Source organism: Methylobacterium sp. WL116 (genome assembly GCF_008039455.1).
Classification (GTDB): Bacteria; Pseudomonadota; Alphaproteobacteria; order Rhizobiales; family Beijerinckiaceae; genus Methylobacterium.
Genome location: NZ_VRUV01000051.1, coordinates 1 through 15,594 on the forward strand (window position 1 = coordinate 1; position 15,594 = coordinate 15,594).

At 67.2% G+C, this 15,594-nt stretch carries 14 protein-coding genes; 8 read left to right on the forward strand and 6 right to left on the reverse strand.

The window, feature by feature from the left end; genetic code table 11:
- The 5 genes from FV223_RS06935 to FV223_RS06955 all read left to right on the forward strand — a co-directional run.
- The coding region (locus FV223_RS06935) for a peptidoglycan-binding domain-containing protein (RefSeq protein WP_147726113.1) at positions 1–542 on the forward strand (542 nt) is incomplete at its 5' end.
- 778 nt (positions 543–1,320) lie between these two features.
- Positions 1,321–1,704 (forward strand): hypothetical protein, encoded by a 384-nt coding sequence (locus tag FV223_RS30165; RefSeq protein ID WP_187274783.1) that lies wholly within the window; start codon positions 1,321–1,323, stop codon positions 1,702–1,704.
- Between the two features lie 14 nt (positions 1,705–1,718).
- Positions 1,719–2,888 carry a zinc-dependent alcohol dehydrogenase gene (locus FV223_RS06945; RefSeq protein WP_147726115.1) on the forward strand — a complete coding sequence of 390 codons (1,170 nt, stop codon included), beginning with the start codon at positions 1,719–1,721 and terminating at the stop codon, positions 2,886–2,888.
- Positions 2,889–2,945: 57 nt separating this feature from the next.
- A complete protein-coding gene (locus tag FV223_RS06950) occupies positions 2,946–4,121 on the forward strand; it encodes a zinc-dependent alcohol dehydrogenase (RefSeq protein WP_147726116.1) in 1,176 nt (391 codons plus the stop codon).
- 27 nt (positions 4,122–4,148) lie between these two features.
- On the forward strand, positions 4,149–4,739 hold the full coding sequence (locus FV223_RS06955) for a hypothetical protein (protein WP_147726126.1): 591 nt from the start codon (positions 4,149–4,151) through the stop codon (positions 4,737–4,739).
- A 70-nt stretch (positions 4,740–4,809) separates the two neighbouring features.
- On the opposite strand, the gene FV223_RS06960 is transcribed toward FV223_RS06955, so the two are convergent.
- The 3 genes from FV223_RS06960 to FV223_RS06975 all read right to left on the reverse strand — a co-directional run bounded on the left by FV223_RS06960 (position 4,810) and on the right by FV223_RS06975 (position 10,426).
- Complete coding sequence (locus FV223_RS06960; protein ID WP_147726117.1) at positions 4,810–5,355, reverse strand: PAS domain-containing protein; 546 nt, start codon at positions 5,353–5,355, stop codon at positions 4,810–4,812.
- Positions 5,356–5,960: 605 nt separating this feature from the next.
- On the reverse strand, positions 5,961–8,765 hold the full coding sequence (locus FV223_RS06965) for a PAS domain-containing protein (protein ID WP_187276080.1): 2,805 nt from the start codon (positions 8,763–8,765) through the stop codon (positions 5,961–5,963).
- Positions 8,766–9,487: 722 nt separating this feature from the next.
- Entirely contained in the window at positions 9,488–10,426 is a 939-nt protein-coding gene (locus FV223_RS06975) for a pirin family protein (RefSeq protein WP_147726119.1), read from the reverse strand.
- A gap of 124 nt (positions 10,427–10,550) precedes the next feature.
- Here FV223_RS06975 and FV223_RS06980 point away from each other — a divergent pair, with 124 nt between their 5' ends.
- The 3 genes from FV223_RS06980 (at position 10,551) to FV223_RS06990 (ending at position 14,440) form a co-directional block, all read left to right on the forward strand.
- Complete coding sequence (locus tag FV223_RS06980; protein WP_147726120.1) at positions 10,551–11,471, forward strand: LysR family transcriptional regulator; 921 nt, start codon at positions 10,551–10,553, stop codon at positions 11,469–11,471.
- Positions 11,472–11,772: 301 nt separating this feature from the next.
- On the forward strand, positions 11,773–13,701 hold the full coding sequence (locus FV223_RS06985) for a cyclic nucleotide-binding domain-containing protein (RefSeq protein WP_246689625.1): 1,929 nt from the start codon (positions 11,773–11,775) through the stop codon (positions 13,699–13,701).
- 295 nt (positions 13,702–13,996) lie between these two features.
- Positions 13,997–14,440, forward strand: coding sequence for a DMT family transporter (locus FV223_RS06990; RefSeq protein WP_147726122.1), 444 nt, complete (start codon positions 13,997–13,999; stop codon positions 14,438–14,440).
- Positions 14,441–14,509: 69 nt separating this feature from the next.
- Here the strand turns inward: FV223_RS06990 and FV223_RS06995 are convergent, their stop codons facing one another.
- From FV223_RS06995 to FV223_RS07005, 3 genes are all read right to left on the reverse strand, one after another.
- Positions 14,510–14,692: a hypothetical protein gene (locus tag FV223_RS06995; protein ID WP_147726123.1), complete on the reverse strand. Its 183-nt coding sequence runs from the start codon at positions 14,690–14,692 to the stop codon at positions 14,510–14,512.
- A gap of 78 nt (positions 14,693–14,770) precedes the next feature.
- On the reverse strand, positions 14,771–14,965 hold the full coding sequence (locus FV223_RS07000; protein ID WP_147726124.1) for a hypothetical protein: 195 nt from the start codon (positions 14,963–14,965) through the stop codon (positions 14,771–14,773).
- 84 nt (positions 14,966–15,049) lie between these two features.
- On the reverse strand, positions 15,050–15,594 hold a 545-nt coding region (locus FV223_RS07005; protein ID WP_147726125.1), incomplete at its 5' end, for an NAD(P)H-dependent oxidoreductase.

The following is a 15,594-nucleotide window of genomic DNA, read 5'->3' on the forward strand; positions in this document are numbered from 1 at the left end:
GCCATCTCGTGGCGCTCGGCGGGGCGATGGGCGCCATGAAGGAGGCGCACCACTTCTATCCGGTGCTGTTCTACTTCCGGTTCCGGCAGCCGAGCCAAGCGTCCGGGCCGGGAGGTGATCGGCAGGTCGACAACCAGCGCATCGCCCTGGAGCGTGCGGACAGCGCCGGCGAGCCGCTCTGGATGAATTCCGACGGCGTGCGCCAGATCCAGCAGGTGCTGAACCTGCGCGGCTACGCGGCCGGCCACCTCGACGGCAACTGGAACAACGACACGACCATCGCCGCGACCCACTTCCAGCAGGCGCAGGGGCTCGAGCCGACCGGCACGCTGACCACGAACCTGCTCGCCTCGGTCGGGATGCCGAACTGGCAGCGCGGCGAGTTCCTGGCCGGCATGACGGCCAACGCGAACGCCCCGGGTAATCCCAACCCGCAGACGACCGGATCGACCTCTCAGGCAGGGGGCGCCGGAACTCCGACGCGGGCCAATTCTGCCGGGCAGGGCAGCGGCCAAACGCAAGACGCGTCGGGCACGCGCTAGCGTAGCTCTGCCCAAAGGTTCCCTCCGATCACCGTCGATCACCGGCCCGGAATTCAGACCGGGCCGGTACTCCCGAGAATTTTGGGAGCGTGCCGCCTCAACGTCGATCTCGGGCGTAATGTGGCCTCGACCCCTCACGGGCCAAGGCGCTTCGCCCGACCCGCCGTCCGCATCGGGATCGCGGTGCGACATGGTTCGGGATGGGGCGCTCGGAAACAGAGACGAGTGGCCGGAACCGTCTCCGCTGCGTAGGGCCGCAAGTTTTTTCGTAGCGGGCACCACGATCGTTCCGCCCAATATTCGATTCATCTTCAACATGTCCCGGTTCGACAATATTTGATCGAGATAAACAACGCGTTTCTGCGACCCAGCAACCATTCGACCCGCGATATGGGGTCGTTCCCCGCTTTCGAGGTGCGCCATGACCTATGGGCAGGATGGATTCTCCCGACGGGAGCGGGGCGAGCGGGCAGCGCGTACGCACGCGGCGGAGGACCCGTGGTTGGGACCCAGCCGTCGGCAACGCCGACAGGATGCGTCCGGCGGTCTTTCCACCCCGGGCCTCATCGGGCTTGCCCTCGCGGCCGCGGCCGGCGTCGCCGCGATCGGCGTGCTCGGTGCGCAGCGGAGCGCGTCCGGCGGACGAACCGGAGGCGATCCGAACCGAGGGTCCGCAGCTTGGCGAAAACCGGAGATCGAGCGCTCGATCACGATCGAGGATGTTCCCGCCGATGAATTGTACCGCCGTTTGCGCGAGCCCGAGACCTTGCAGCGGATCATGGCGCCCTTTGCGACGGTCGAGACCACGGGCGACGGACAGACGCGGTGGAGCGTTGGGCACGATCTCGGCTCCTGGGACATGCGCCTGACGGACGACCGGCCCGGCGAAGCCCTCCGCTGGGAGGCACAAGGCGACGATGCCCTGATCCGGGACGTGTCGGTGCGCTTCCGCGCCGCCGGCAACCGCGGCACGGTGGTGGCTCTGCACGTCAGCCTCGATCCGCCCGGCGGCATGCTCGGCCGGATCGCCACCCAGATGCTCGGCGACACCCTTCCGGCGTCGCTGGCGAGCAAGTCGCTCCACTACTTCAAAGCCCTCGTCCAGACCGGCGAGATCCCGACCACCGAGCGTCAGCCCGCAGCTCGACCCGACCCTCGCTGAGCAGGAGCCTTTTCATGCGCGCACTCATCTGGAACGGCGTCAACGACCTGCGTGTGGAGACCGTCAAGGATCCCGAGATCGTCAATCCGCACGACTGCATCCTGCGGGTCACCATGTCGACCACCTGCGGCTCCGACCTGCATTTCATCGACGGCTACATCCCGACCATGAAAGCCGGCGACGTGATCGGTCACGAGTTCATGGGCGTGGTCGAGGAGATCGGACCCGAGGTGAAGAAGGTCAAGAAGGGCGACCGGGTCGTGGTACCGTCGTTCATCACCTGCGGCCAATGCTGGTATTGCAAGAACAAGCTTTCTTCGTTGTGCGACAACACCCATCCCAAACCGGAACTGCAGGAGCCCGTCTTTGGGTACCCGACCGCGGGCATCTACGGCTACACGCACGCATTCGGCGGCTATGCCGGGGCGCACGCCCAGTACGTGCGCGTCCCCTTCGCCGACAACGACTGCTTCAAGGCGCCGGATGGCCTCCCGGACGAGCAGGTGCTGTTCCTCTCCGATGCCGCTCCGACCGGCTACATGGGAGCGGATTTCTGCAACATCCAGCGCGGCGACGTGGTGGCGGTCTGGGGCTGCGGCGGCGTCGGGCTGATGGCGCAGAGGAGCGCCTTCCTGATGGGGGCCGAACGGGTGATCGGGATCGACCGCCTGCCTGAGCGGCTCCGGATGGCGCGCGAGCATGTCGGCTCCGAGACCATCAACTACGAGGACGTCGACAGCGTCCTGGAGGTGCTCAGGGAGATGACCGGAGGCCGCGGACCCGATGCCTGCATCGACGCCGTCGGCATGGAGGCGCACGGGACCGGCCTGCAATACGCCTACGACCGCGCCAAGCAACTCATCCACATGCACACGGATCGCGGCCAGGCGCTGCGCGAGGCGATCCTGGCCTGCCGGAAAGGCGGAACCCTCTCGATCCTGGGGGTCTACGGGGTGATGGACAAGTTCCCGGTCGGCGCGATCATGAACAAGGGTCTCACGGTTCGCACGGCCCAGCAGCACGGGCAGGCCTACATGGATCGTCTGCTTGCCCACGCCCAGAAGGGCGAGCTGAACCCGTCGTTCCTGGCGACGCACCGCTTCTCGCTCGAAGATGCGCCGCGCGGCTACGCCATGTTCAAACACAAGAAGGACGGCTGCGTCCGCTCCGTGTTCGTTCCCTGACGGCGCCTTTGCTGCACATCAGACCTTGACACCATAGCATTTGCACGGGAGCGAACCATGCGAGCCCTCGTCTGGCACGGGAAAGAAGACATTCGCTGCGACAGCGTCACCGATCCGGAGATCGAAGCGGATCGCGATCTGATCGTCAAAGTCACGAGCTGCGCGATCTGCGGATCGGATCTGCATCTGTTTCACAACTTCATCCCCGCCATGCTCCCGGGCGACGTCATGGGTCATGAGACGATGGGCGAGGTCGTGGAGACCGGGCGCGGCCTCAACGGCAAGCTGAAGAAAGGCGACCGGGTGGTGGTACCTTTCACCATCGTCTGCGGCGAGTGCGATCAGTGCAAGCGCGGGTACTTTTCCGTCTGCCAGAAAAGCAACCGTAAGAAGCACCTCGCCGACAAGGTCTTCGGCCACACCACGGCGGGCTTGTTCGGCTACTCGCACCTCACCGGCGGCTATCCCGGAGGTCAGGCCGAGTACCTGCGCGTGCCCTTCGCCGATACGACCGTCCAGAAGGTGCCTCACGGCATTCCCGACGAGAAGCTGCTCTTCCTCTCGGACATCTTCCCAACCGGTTGGCAGGCGGCCGTGCAGGCCGACATCCAGCCCACCGACACCGTGGCGATCTGGGGGTGCGGACCGGTCGGCCAGATGACGATCCGCTCCGCCATCCTGCTCGGCGCCGAGCAGGTGGTCGCCATCGACCGCCTGCCGGAGCGTCTGGAGATGGCCGAGGCGGGGGGCGCGATCACCATCAATTTCGAGGAGGAGGACGTCGTCGAGCGGCTGAATGCGCTGACCGGCGGCGAGGGCCCTGAGAAGTGCATCGACTGCATCGGCATGGAAAGCCACGTCAGCCCCAGCATGCCGGATACCGTCTACGACCGAGCCAAGCAGGTCTTCATGGCGGAAAGCGATCGACCGCACGTCCTGCGCGAGATGATCTACGTGTGCCGGCCCGGCGGCCTGATCTCGATCCCGGGCGTCTACGGCGGCCTGTCGGACAAGATCCCGATGGGCGCGGCGATGAACAAGGGTTTGACGTTCCGGATGGGGCAGACGCACGTCCAACGCTGGACCGCGGATCTCCTGCGCCGGATCGAGGAGGAGCAGATCGACCCCTCCTTCGTCATCACCCACGAGGTCTCCCTCGACAAGGGACCCGAGATGTACCGGACGTTCCGGGACAAGCAGGACAGCTGCATCAAGGTCGTTCTCAAACCCTGACATCCAGCGAGATAGGCCATGAAGACCATGACAAGCATCGCGCGCCTCACGAACATCACGCGATCCGAGGGCGATCCGAAGGTCATACGCTCCGGGCCGAGCTCGCGCGGCATACCCGACAGCCTTGCCAAAGGGCTCGGCTGGTTCAGCCTCGGCCTCGGCCTGACCGAGCTCCTGGCGCCGCAGCGCATCACGCGCCCGCTCGGCATGGAGGGCAAGGAGGCTTTGGTGCGCGCCTACGGCGTCCGGGAGATCGGCAGCGGCATCCTCTCGCTGTCGGTCGACAAGAAGCTTGGGCTCTGGAGCCGAGTCGCCGGTGACGGCCTTGATATCGCGACCGCGCTGACGGTGCTTCGGCCGGACAACCCGAAGCGCGACAACGTCGTCGTCGCTCTGGCGCTGCTGCTCGGCATCACCGCAATCGACCTGATCGACGCCCAAGCCACCACCGTGCTGCACGACCGCAGATCGGGTCGTCGGCGATCCTACCGGGACCGCAGCGGCTTTCCGCGCGGGGTCGCGGCGTCCCGCGGTGCGGCCCGAGATTTCAAGACGCCGCCCGACCTGCGGCACGCTCCACCCCTCGCCGCCGTCTCCCCGCGTACGTCCGCCGCTTGAGGCAGCTCTGCCTCGGCCGGACCTCAGCGAGGAGGTCGGTCGCTCAGGTGAACCTCGGCTGCCCCTCGGCTCAGTTCAGCCGTGCTTGATCCGTGATCCGCGAGGCGAGAGCCTGCCCGACCCTGAACAATGCCTTGCGGACGTCAGGCAGGGCGGCCTTGCAGCCCTCGGCCTCGATGAGCGAATGCGCGATGATCAGGTGGTCGGCGATCCGGTCGAGGGCATCGACCGGCGTCATTGCCGGATGAGGCCCGAGCGGCCTGACTTGCTCGACGTTGCCGTAGGCTGCGATCGTGTCCGTCGCCCCTTCGGCGAGGGCGGTGATCGTCCCGACGTAGCCGATGAAGGCGTTCCCATAGATCCCGAATGAGGGCACCCCACCGGCACCGACCCATTGCGGCGCGCCATTCGCCTTCAGAAGGCGATAGCGAATGCTGAATTCGGCGGCGTGCTGCGTCGCTTTGCAGAAGATTTTCTCAACAGTGCTCTGATCGTCCTGGTGAACTTTGGAAAGCCATCCTTTCCCCAGCGCATCAACGCCGGCCTGACCGGTCCAATTCGTCCACTCGGCACTCGTATAGATACAATGTCCTGCAGCATTTGTTATAAAAATCATTTCGCCAATTCATAACAAGACGATCAGAATCGATAGGTTGCGTGCGAATGGAGAGCGCCATCCCACCTGCTTCATGTGGCAGGGAAGCCCCTACTGTCGCCAGGATTCCGACGCAAATCAACCGCGGGAGGCGATGATCAATGCTGACGGAGCGCTCGGCGGGCGGCTCGCAGCAACTCGCGAAACCTTTGGTGCGTCCGCCGATCTGTTCGCTCGCCGGGACGATGCGTCCGGGTCGAGCTCGGCCGAAGGTTCGTTCGCGCGCGTAGCGGTCTTCCGGCTGCGGCTGCCGCGGGCCGTGCGTGGCGGACGTCGCGTGCCTGGGCGGGTGCGTTCTCGACAGCGTCGACCATTTGAGCCACCGCAACGAGAGGGGCGCCGCTCCCTGCTGTGGCGGGAACAGGACATGCCGGATCGCCGTGCGCCTCGCCGATCCGGGCCTACGCCGACCTTGCCACCTGGATGATGGACGGCCCGGCGGCGGATCGGCGACTTTTGCCAACCCGTCTGACCGAGAACAGGGCGAGCAGGCAGGGCGGGGCGAGCCGCTTCGAAGGGTTGGACGAACGCCCTGTTTCGCACCTCGCGCGCGCTGCGAGCTTGAGCTAGCGGCCTATGATGCGCCTGCGCCTCTGCCGAGTGGCCACCTTCCGAAGGAGACGCGAAAGCTGCTCGACCGAGTACGGCTTGTGCAGGAGCTCGAAACCGTAGGTGCCGTTCTGCGCCAGAACGTGGCTGTAGCCGGAGGCAAGTAAAACAGGCATGTCGTGATGCCGACGGCGGATCTCGTGTGCGAGTTCGATCCCGTTCATGCCCGGCATCACCACGTCGGTGAAGACGACGTCGAAGCGGGCAGCGTCTGCGGCCAACTCGGCCAGCGCCTCCTCGGCGTCCGACGCCCAGACGGTGACGTAGCCGAGCTCGGCCAGGGTCTGGGTCGCGAACGTCCCGACATCCACGTTGTCCTCGACCACCAGGACGCAGGTGCCGTGACCATCGACGAGGGGTTCGGGCTCCGTCTCGGGCGAAGGGGGGGCGGCCTTCACCTTCGGCAGGTACAGCACGAACATCGTACCCTGACCGACCGTGCTTTGGACCCGGATCTCGCCGCCGGATTGCTTCGCGAAGCCGAAGACCTGGCTCAGACCGAGGCCCGTTCCCTGCCCGACGCCCTTGGTCGTGAAGAACGGCTCGAAGATGTGCTCGATCCGGTCGGGGGCGATGCCTGCCCCCGTGTCCTCGATGCACACCGCGACGAAGTCGCCCGATACGGCGGGGTGGCTGCGGATCGGTGGGATGGTGGAGACGGGGTGCACCGTGATGGTGAGGGTACCTTCGCCATCCATCGCATCGCGGGCATTGACCGCCATGTTCACCAAGGCCGTGTCGAACTGGCTCGGGTCGGCGTCGATGAAGCACGGCTCGTCCGGGATGTCCGTGACGATCTTGACGCGCGAACCGCTCAGGGTGCCGACCATGTCGCTGATGGTAAGAACGCTCCGGCCGGCATCGAAGACCTCCGGCTTCAATGCCTGCCGGCGCGCGAAGGCGAGGAGCTGACCGGTGAGCTTGGCAGCGCGGGCGACGGTGTCGGAGATCGCGCCGATGTAGCGCTGGCGTCGCTCCTCCGGCAGGTCCGGACGCTTGAGCAGGTCGGTAGACGACTTGATGACGGTGAGGAGATTGTTGAAGTCATGCGCGACGCCGCCGGTGAGCTGGCCGACCGCTTCCATCTTCTGAGCCTGGCGCAACGCCTCCTGGGCGGAGGCAAGCTCCGTCTCGCGCGCCTTGACGATGGTCAGGTCACGACCGACGGCGATGAAGTGCGTCCCGTCGGCCTCGGGCACGACCATCCACTCGAGGGGCTTCCAACTCCCGTCCTTGGTGGCGATGCGGTTCTCGAAGCGAGCCGGCTGCCTCGTTTCCCCCATCCGGGCGAGGCCGTCCAGCGTCCGTTCCATGTCGTCCGGGTGCATGAAGGTCCCGTAGGATCGCGACAGGAGCTCGGCCTCGGACCAGCCGAGCACCCGGGTCCAGGCCGGGCTGACCGCCGACATCATCCCTTCGTAGTTGGCCCGGGCCAGCATGTCCTCGGACAACGTCCAGAGCCTGTCGCGCTCGGCCGTTCGCTCGAAGACCTGCTGCTCGAGGGTGGTGTTCAGAACCTGGAGTTCTTCCTCCATGCGCTTGCGCTCGGAGATGTCGCTGAAGAGCACGGCGACCCGGCGCGCGGCTGGATCACCGACGCGCAGGGCGCGCACGTCGAACCAGCGCCCGAACACGTCGGCCCTGTTCTCGAAATGGGAGGATTCGCCCGTCCGTGCGACGCGCCCATACGTGTCGAACCAATGGCGTTCGAGATCGGGAGCGAACTCGCTGACCCACCGGCCGACCACGTCGGCGCCGGTCTGCCGTTCGAAGGCGGGGTTGGCTTCGAGGATGCGGTAGTCGATGGCCCGGTCCGCATCGTCGAACGTCACCTCGATGATGCAGAACCCGACGTCGATGCTCTCGAACAGGGTGCGGTAGCGGCTCTCGCTTTCGGCCAGGGCGGCCTGCGAACGGATCTGGTCCGAGACCTCGTAGCCGCCGGCGAAGATGCCGGTGACGGCCCCGTCCGCGTCGCGAATGGGCTGGTAGAGGAAGTCGAGGTACCGGTCGCTATCCTCGCCCGCGAACCGGATCGGAACGGTACGGGCCGTGAATGGCTCGCCGGTCGAATACACCAGGTCGAGAAGCTCGTAGAACCCTTGGCCGACCAGTTCCGGAAACACCTCGCGGACATTGCGCCCGATGTAAGCGCGTCGACCCGCGACCGTGACATAGGCATCGTTGACGTACTCGAAGATATGGCTCGGTTCGCGCAGCACGGCGACGAACCCGGGCATCTGCTGGAGCAAAGCCTGCTGCCGCTGCCGTTCGGAAGCGGCTTGTCGCTCGGCGAGCACTTGGCGGGTCGTCTCGGTGCAGGCGCAGAACAGGCCGAGGACCGCACCATCATCGCCGGGTACAGGAGTGTAGGAGAAGGCGAAGTGCGTTTCTTCCGGGTAGCCGTTGCGGTGGAGGGTGAGCTGCAGGTCGTCCATGTGCACGGGCTCTCCCGCAAACACGCGATCCATCAAAACTCCCACCTCGCCTCGGACTTCAGGCCAAGTCTCGAAGAACGGGCGACCGAGGGCTGTGGGGTGCCTCTCGCCCAGCATGGGCACGTAGGCGTCGTTGTAGACCAGGGTGCGGTCCCCGCTCCAGCAGATGAACATGGGCTGCCGCGAGTTCAGCATCACCCGCACAAGGGTCAGGAGCGGTTGGGGCCAGTGCTCCTGCGGCCCGAGCGATGTGACCGACCAATCGTAGGCACGCATGAGCGCGCCCATGTCGCCGCCGCCGGCGAGAGCCGAAGCATCCACCATCGACTCAGCCCCGTCGCCGACGGAGTAACGCCGGCGCCCCGCGGGCCGTCAGACTGGTGGCCTCGCCCGCGTCCCTGCTGCGCAGGATCCGGATGGCGGTTCGGACGAGGTCGCGGGTCGAGGCGCACGCGCCCTCGGCCACCTGGCTGTCGGCCCGGGCAACAAGCGTTTCCGCAAGGGCGATGTGGCGGGAGTGTTTGGCGGGCATGTCCGCCTTCTACCACACCCGACGCTCGGGTTGTTGCCGTCCCAGGGTCCGATGGCTGCCGCTGATCCGCGAAGGCCGGCACCGGAACGGACCTTCCGACGACGCGGAACGCAAGGCTGCCCTCCTCTCATCCGAGCATGGCCGGGGCCCGATCATCAAAGGCTCGACCTTGCCGCCGCCGTTGCCGGCCCGCGAGCTCATCGCCCGCGAAGGGCCCCCGACGCGCGGCCGGCTCAACACCAGGATGGGCGCTCGCCTGCCGGCTTGTGAGAGGCACCCGAGCCGACCGCCTGGGTCGCCGCGCGCGCTTCCGATAAGCGCTCATCCGTCGGCCGTCCGGCTCCTCCGGATTGGGGGGCGAAACGGACCTCGATCCTCGATTCCAGAGAGGATACTCCATCTGCGAACCTCCCGCCGGGCAGATCCACATCCGTACGCCCTGGGAGTCGGCAATCGTCAGGAATCGCGCCAAGCGCGGCCGGCCCGCGAACGGCTGGCCGCACCTGGATCGTCTTCAGGGGTATCGCACCGGCGGAGGTGAGTCGGGCAGCGGGATGAACTCGGAATCGCCCGGGACGGTGTCGAAGCGCGCCTGACGCCAGTCTGCCTTGGCCTGCTCGATCCGCTCGGGCCGTGAGGAAACGAAATTCCACCAGAGGTGGCGCGGCCCATCCATCGGCTCGCCGCCGAGCACCATGAAGCGGGCGCCTTCCGTCGCGCGAACGCTGATCCGGTCGCCGGGCCTGAAGACCAGGAGCTGGCCCGGACCGAAGGTGTCGCCGGCGATCTCGATCACGCCCGACACGGTGTAGATCACCCGCTCGTCGTAGCTCGGGTCGAGGGGGAGCATCGCCCCAGTGTCCAACGCCGCTTCCGCGTAGACCATCGGGCTCGACGTCCGCACCGGTGATGTGGCTCCGAACGCCTCGCCGGCAATGAGACGGACCGTCTTGCCCTCGCCCGTGAGCGTGGGCAGAGCCGCAGCATCGTAATGCTCGAAGGCGGGTGCACATTCCTCGTCCTTGGCGCTCAAGGCGACCCACGCCTGAATGCCGAACAGGTTCGAGCCGGATTGCCGCAAATCCGCACCCGTGCGCTCGGAATGGGTGATCCCGCGACCGGCGGTCATCCAGTTGAGCTCGCCGGGACGGATCGGCAAACCGGTGCCCAGGCTGTCCCGGTGCATGATCTCGCCGTCGAAGAGATAGGTGACGGTCGACAGGCCGATATGCGGGTGAGGCCGCACGTCCATGCCCTTGCCGAGAAGGAATTCGGACGGTCCCATCTGGTCGAAGAAGACGAAGGGGCCGACCATCCGGCATTCCGCCGACGGCAAGGCGCGCCGCACCGCGAACGAACCGAGGTCGCGCGAGCGCGGAACGATCAGCGTCTTGATCGCGTCGCAGGTGAAACGATCCCCGGGGATCGGGTCTTCCGCACCGTGCCAGCTCATGATGGATCCCTCCTTCGCTCGATCGTTCGAAGACCGATAGGGACTACGATCGAGGCGTTATGCGGCTTGTCAGCCAAGGCTGAAAGGGAAACGATGGAAACCCATCTTTTCCGGAATCTGCCGCATGCGCTTGCCCGATTTCGAGGCCTGGGCGATCTTCGCCAAGGTCGTGGAGGCCGGCTCCTTCGGTCGCGCCGCCGCCGAGCTTGGGTTGTCGAACGCGACGGTCTCGAAAGCGGTGAGCCGGCTGGAGGCTCGCATCGGCGCCCGCCTGTTCCATCGAACCTCGCGCAAGCTCGCCCTGACGGAGGCAGGGCGGGCAGCCAAGGACGGTGCCGCGCGCATCCTCGCCGAGGGAGAGGCCGCCGAGGCGGAGGCCTCGGCCGGCGCCTCCGAGCCTCAAGGCCTGGTCCGGCTCGCCGTGCCGATGTCGTTCGGCCTGCTCCACGTCACGCCGCGGCTTCCGGACTTCCTCGAGCGGTACCCTGCCGTCTCGATCGACCTGCACCTGAGCGACGCCGTGGTCGACCTGATCGGCGGCGGTTTCGACATCGGACTGCGCATCGCCGCACTGCCGGATTCTTCGTTGCGCGCCCGCAAGCTCTGCGCCGTCCGCCGCTCGCTCGTGGCCACGCCGAGCTACCTGCAACGGCACGGCCGCCCCGCGCACCCGGACGACCTCGTTCGGCATGCCTGCCTCGGCTATGCCCACCTGCCGATGTCCGACCGCTGGCGATTCACGGACCCTGCGGGGAACGAAGCGACCATCGTGCCGAAGGGCCCGATGCGGGCCAACAATGCGGAGGCCCTCGCGCCGGCCTTGCGCGCCGGCCTCGGACTGGCGGTGCAGCCGGACTTCATGATCTGGGACGATCTCAAGGCCGGCACCCTGGAGCGCGTTCTGCCCGATTGGGCCCTGCCGCCGATCGCCCTGCACCTCGTCATGCCGCCGGGCGAGTTGCGTCCGGCTCGCGTGACGGCCCTGATCGCCTACCTGGCCCAAACGCTGTCCGCAGCCCCCTGGGCGACCCCCGACCATCCCTGAAACCGACCGACATCGGACAAGCGTGATCGCGGAGAAGGCGTGTTCCGGTGGGACGCGTGGCGACGCGATCCGACACGATGCCACCGTGCTCTGGCTGAGCGTCTTACGCGCGAGCCAGGTCGTTCAGAGGCAAATGCTTCGCAGGCCGGTTACCGGCCGGCTTCGGAGACGGGCCGATGCCAGCTCGGGCCTCCTACACGCTCGGCACCTTGTCCGGCGGAGCGGCGTGATCGATGCTGCCGCACCAGACAGCGTGCGGGGAAACGCGGACATGGAGACGATCGGTCGAGACCTGCGCGAGATGCAGCGCATCCCACTCGCGGCCTCGCATGTCGCAGCGCTTCGGTCTGCCGGCGTCGCGCGGAATTACCCCGCCGGGGCTTTCCTCGCACGCGCGGGCGAGCGCGCCGATCGCTTCGTCTATGTCGAGACGGGCGAGATCGAAGTCGTGAATCCGTTCACGAACGAGCGCCATCTTCCTTCGACGCTCGGGCCGACGCAGTTCATGGGCGAGATCGCGTTTCTGAATGGCGGGAACTGGTCGATGCCCATGCGGGCGGTCCAGGACACCACCGTGATCGAGGTGCCGCGCCTGGAGATGCTGCGGCTGATGTCGGAGATCCCCGAGATGTCCGATATCGTCATCACGGTTCTCGCCGCACGGCGGCGGCGCCAGCTCGATACCCATGACGGCACCCTGGTGCTCATCGGCGAGGATGACGACCGGGCCGTGCGGCGGATCGCGGAGTTCGCGAGCCGCAACCGGCTTCCCTACAGGTCCTACGCCCTCGGCAGCCCCGAAGCCGCCGCCGTGGCAGAGAGCTGCGCGACGCGCGCGGACCGGCCGGCCGTGATCTTCGGGCGCGACGTCGTCGTGACGGAGCCGACGCCGGACAAGATCGCCCACCTGCTCGGCCTCAACCACGACCTGATCGACGACGAGGCATTCGACGTGCTCATCGTCGGCGGCGGCCCGGCCGGTGTGGCGGCGGGCGTCTACGCCGGCGCGGAAGGACTGCGCGCCCTGGTGGTCGAGGATGTCGCGATCGGCGGCCAGGCCGGCACGTCGAGCCGCATCGAGAACTACATGGGTTTCCCGACGGGGATCTCCGGAGCCGACCTGGTCTGGCGCGGCGAGGTCCAGGCAATGAAGTTCGGAACACGGTTCGCGATGCCGCGACGGGTGGCCAAGCTCGAGCGGCTCGGAGACGGAGGGTTCTGCGCGACCTTCGAGAACGATCAGCGCGTTCGCGGACGCGCCGTCGTCGTCGCGACCGGTGTCCAGTACCGCCGCCTGCCGATCGATCGGCTCGAGGCGTTCGAAGGCGCGGGCATCTATTACGCGGCGACGGAGATCGAGGCGCGCTATTGCCGAAACGCCGAGACCATCATCATCGGCGGCGGCAATCCAGCCGGACAGGCGGCGATGTTTCTCAGTCGCTCGGCCAGGCATGCCCGGTGCGAGGGGTTCGACACCGTCGTGGTCGCCCTGGTCGGCGAGCGCGGACGCGAGGTGCGCGAGTTTCTCGAAGGCCCGATCCAGGCGAGCCGCGCGCGATCCGTCGTCGTCGTCGCGACCGGGGACGAGAGCCCGATGATGCGTCGTCAGGCGCCGAAGACGGCCATGGCGGTCGCGGAATACTTTCGCGACCGCGGGCAATCGGTTCTGCTGATCGTGGATTCCGTCACCCGCTTCGCCCATGCCGCGCGGGACGTGGCCTTGGCGGCGGGCGAGCCCCCCGTGGCGCGCGGCTATCCGCCCAGCGTGTTCGGCGATCTGCCGCGGCTCCTCGAACGGGCCGGGCCGGGCATCGAGGGCGGCGGGACGATCTCGGGCATCTTCTCGGTCCTGGTCGATGGAGACGACCACAACGACCCCGTGGCCGACAGCATCCGCGGCACGCTCGACGGCCATATCGTGCTCGACCGGTCGATCGCCGACCAGGGCCGCTATCCGGCGATCAGCCTGCTCGGCTCGATCTCCCGGCTCGCCGACTTGGTCTGGACACGGGAGCAGAGGGACCTCGTCCGCGCCCTGAAGAACCTGATCATGCGCTACGAGGACACCCGCGACCTGCGCGTGATGGGCGGCTATCACGCCGGCTCGGACCCAGAGCTCGACCAGGCCATGATCGTCATTCCGAGGATCTACGCGGCCTTGCGGCAAGACCCCTGGCAACCCGCGAGCACCGACGCCTTCGCCGAGCTCGCAGCGGCACTTCGCGATTAGCGCTGTTCCCGTTCGATCCGCTTCCGAACCTGCGACGGCGAAGGCCTCCGCGCACGCGTCGGCGGCGACGTCGACGACGAGGCGGCCTTTCGTATTGGCGAATCCTCGTCGGCTGGTGCCGTTGGCACGTCGCGTCGCAGGCAGATGAAGCTCGCGCGTCTAAAATATCTTCGGCGTTTCCCGCCCGTCGAATTGTGCACGAGAGGCGCGAAGGACGAGATGTCGCCGGTCCCATCGATCCCCATCTGAGCTCGGCGCCCTATGTCGACAGATCTCATCATGCGAGATCGCGACCATGTGGTATCTCTACGGCTTCGTGCTTCTCGCCGGCGTCGCCAACGCCGTCCAGGCCGGGCAGAACGGCGCGCTGTCGAAGGGCTTGGACGAATCGTTGACGGCGGGCCTGATCGTCGTCGCCGGCACGGCCACCTGCATCCTCGTGGTCGGCCTGCTCGCGGGCAAGCTCGCGTGGCCGACCGTGGCGCAGGCCGCGGCGATGCCGTGGTGGGCGTGGCTCGGCGGCATCCTCGGCGGATGCATCATCCTCGCGCAGTTCGTCGTCGCGCGTCAGATCGGTGCGGCTCCGTTCCTCGGCCTGCTGGTGACGGCGGGCGTGACCACATCGATCGTCCTGGACAATTTCGGCTGGGTCGGATTCGAGCGCCATCCCGCGAGCCTTTGGCGCATCCTCGGCGGGGTGCTGATGGTCCTCGGCGTCGGGCTCGTCGCGCTCTTCTAGATGCGAAACGACGGATGCGCGCGAGCTCGTACCCGCGCGCATCCGTTCGATCGGTTTGCGCAAGGAGTCTCAGGTCGGCTGAACCTCGGTGTCCTTGACCTCGGGATCGTCTTCCGTCGGGACGTTGGGCTGGGGCTGCGGATCGGCCTCGATGTCCTCCTCGGTCGCCGGGACGACCTCGTCGAGGCGGGCGGGATCTTCGATCAGGGCGCCGGGATCCTCTCCCGGCATCGGCGTATCGGCGTGGATCATGGCAAGGCTCGTTCTTCGAGGGACGTTCTCTGGGGGAACGTTGGGGAAGCGTTCGGGGGTGAAGCCGTTCCGGGGATGCTAGGCGGCGTCGGCGTCGTCAGCATCGAGGATGCCGTCGAGGTCGCCCACCAGCGCGTCGAGCTGCTCGGACGTCGAGCGGATCTTGAACCGCGTCCCGTCCTCAGCCTCAACCGCGATCTCGACGTGGTCGCCGACCTTGGCCGCCAGTGCCTGCTTCAGGATGTACGTCGTCACGTCTGCCTTGTCAGCCATGCCAGCTCCTTCACGTTCGCCGCGGGCAACGCCGCACCACACGCTTCGTCGGTGCGGCAGAACCTCGCGGCACCGTGCCGGGGATCACTTTCGGCGGCACGGCATCTCGTCGGCGGCGATCAGGGCCTGGGCGATCGCCACCGTACGGCGGCTCTGATGACGGATGGCATCGAGATCCTCCGGCCGCGGATCGGCGTTCTCGGCTCCGACGATGGCCGACGCGCCGTAAGGGGAGCCGGCCTCGAGCATCGCCTCGTCGGTGTAGCCCGGCGGGAGGATGACCATGCCGAGATGGGCCATCGGCGCGTAGAGCGACAACGTCACCACCTCGGATCCGCCATGCGGCCACGAGGCGACGGCGAAGGCGCCACCGACCTTGCCCGACAGCGCGCCGCGCTTCCATTGCGGGCCGAGCCGATCGAGAAAGGCCTTCAGCTCCGTGGCCATCGCGCCGAAGTAGCACGGCGTGCCGAACAGGATCGCGTCTGCCCACTCCGCATCCTCATGGGTCGGCTCTGGATAGAGCGCGTTCTGTCGCGCGGCGTTCTCGGCCCAGCCGTCGACCTTCGCCATCGCATCGGCGTCGACGACCTCGCGGGCCCGGCGCAGCCGACGCGGCGCGTGCGGCC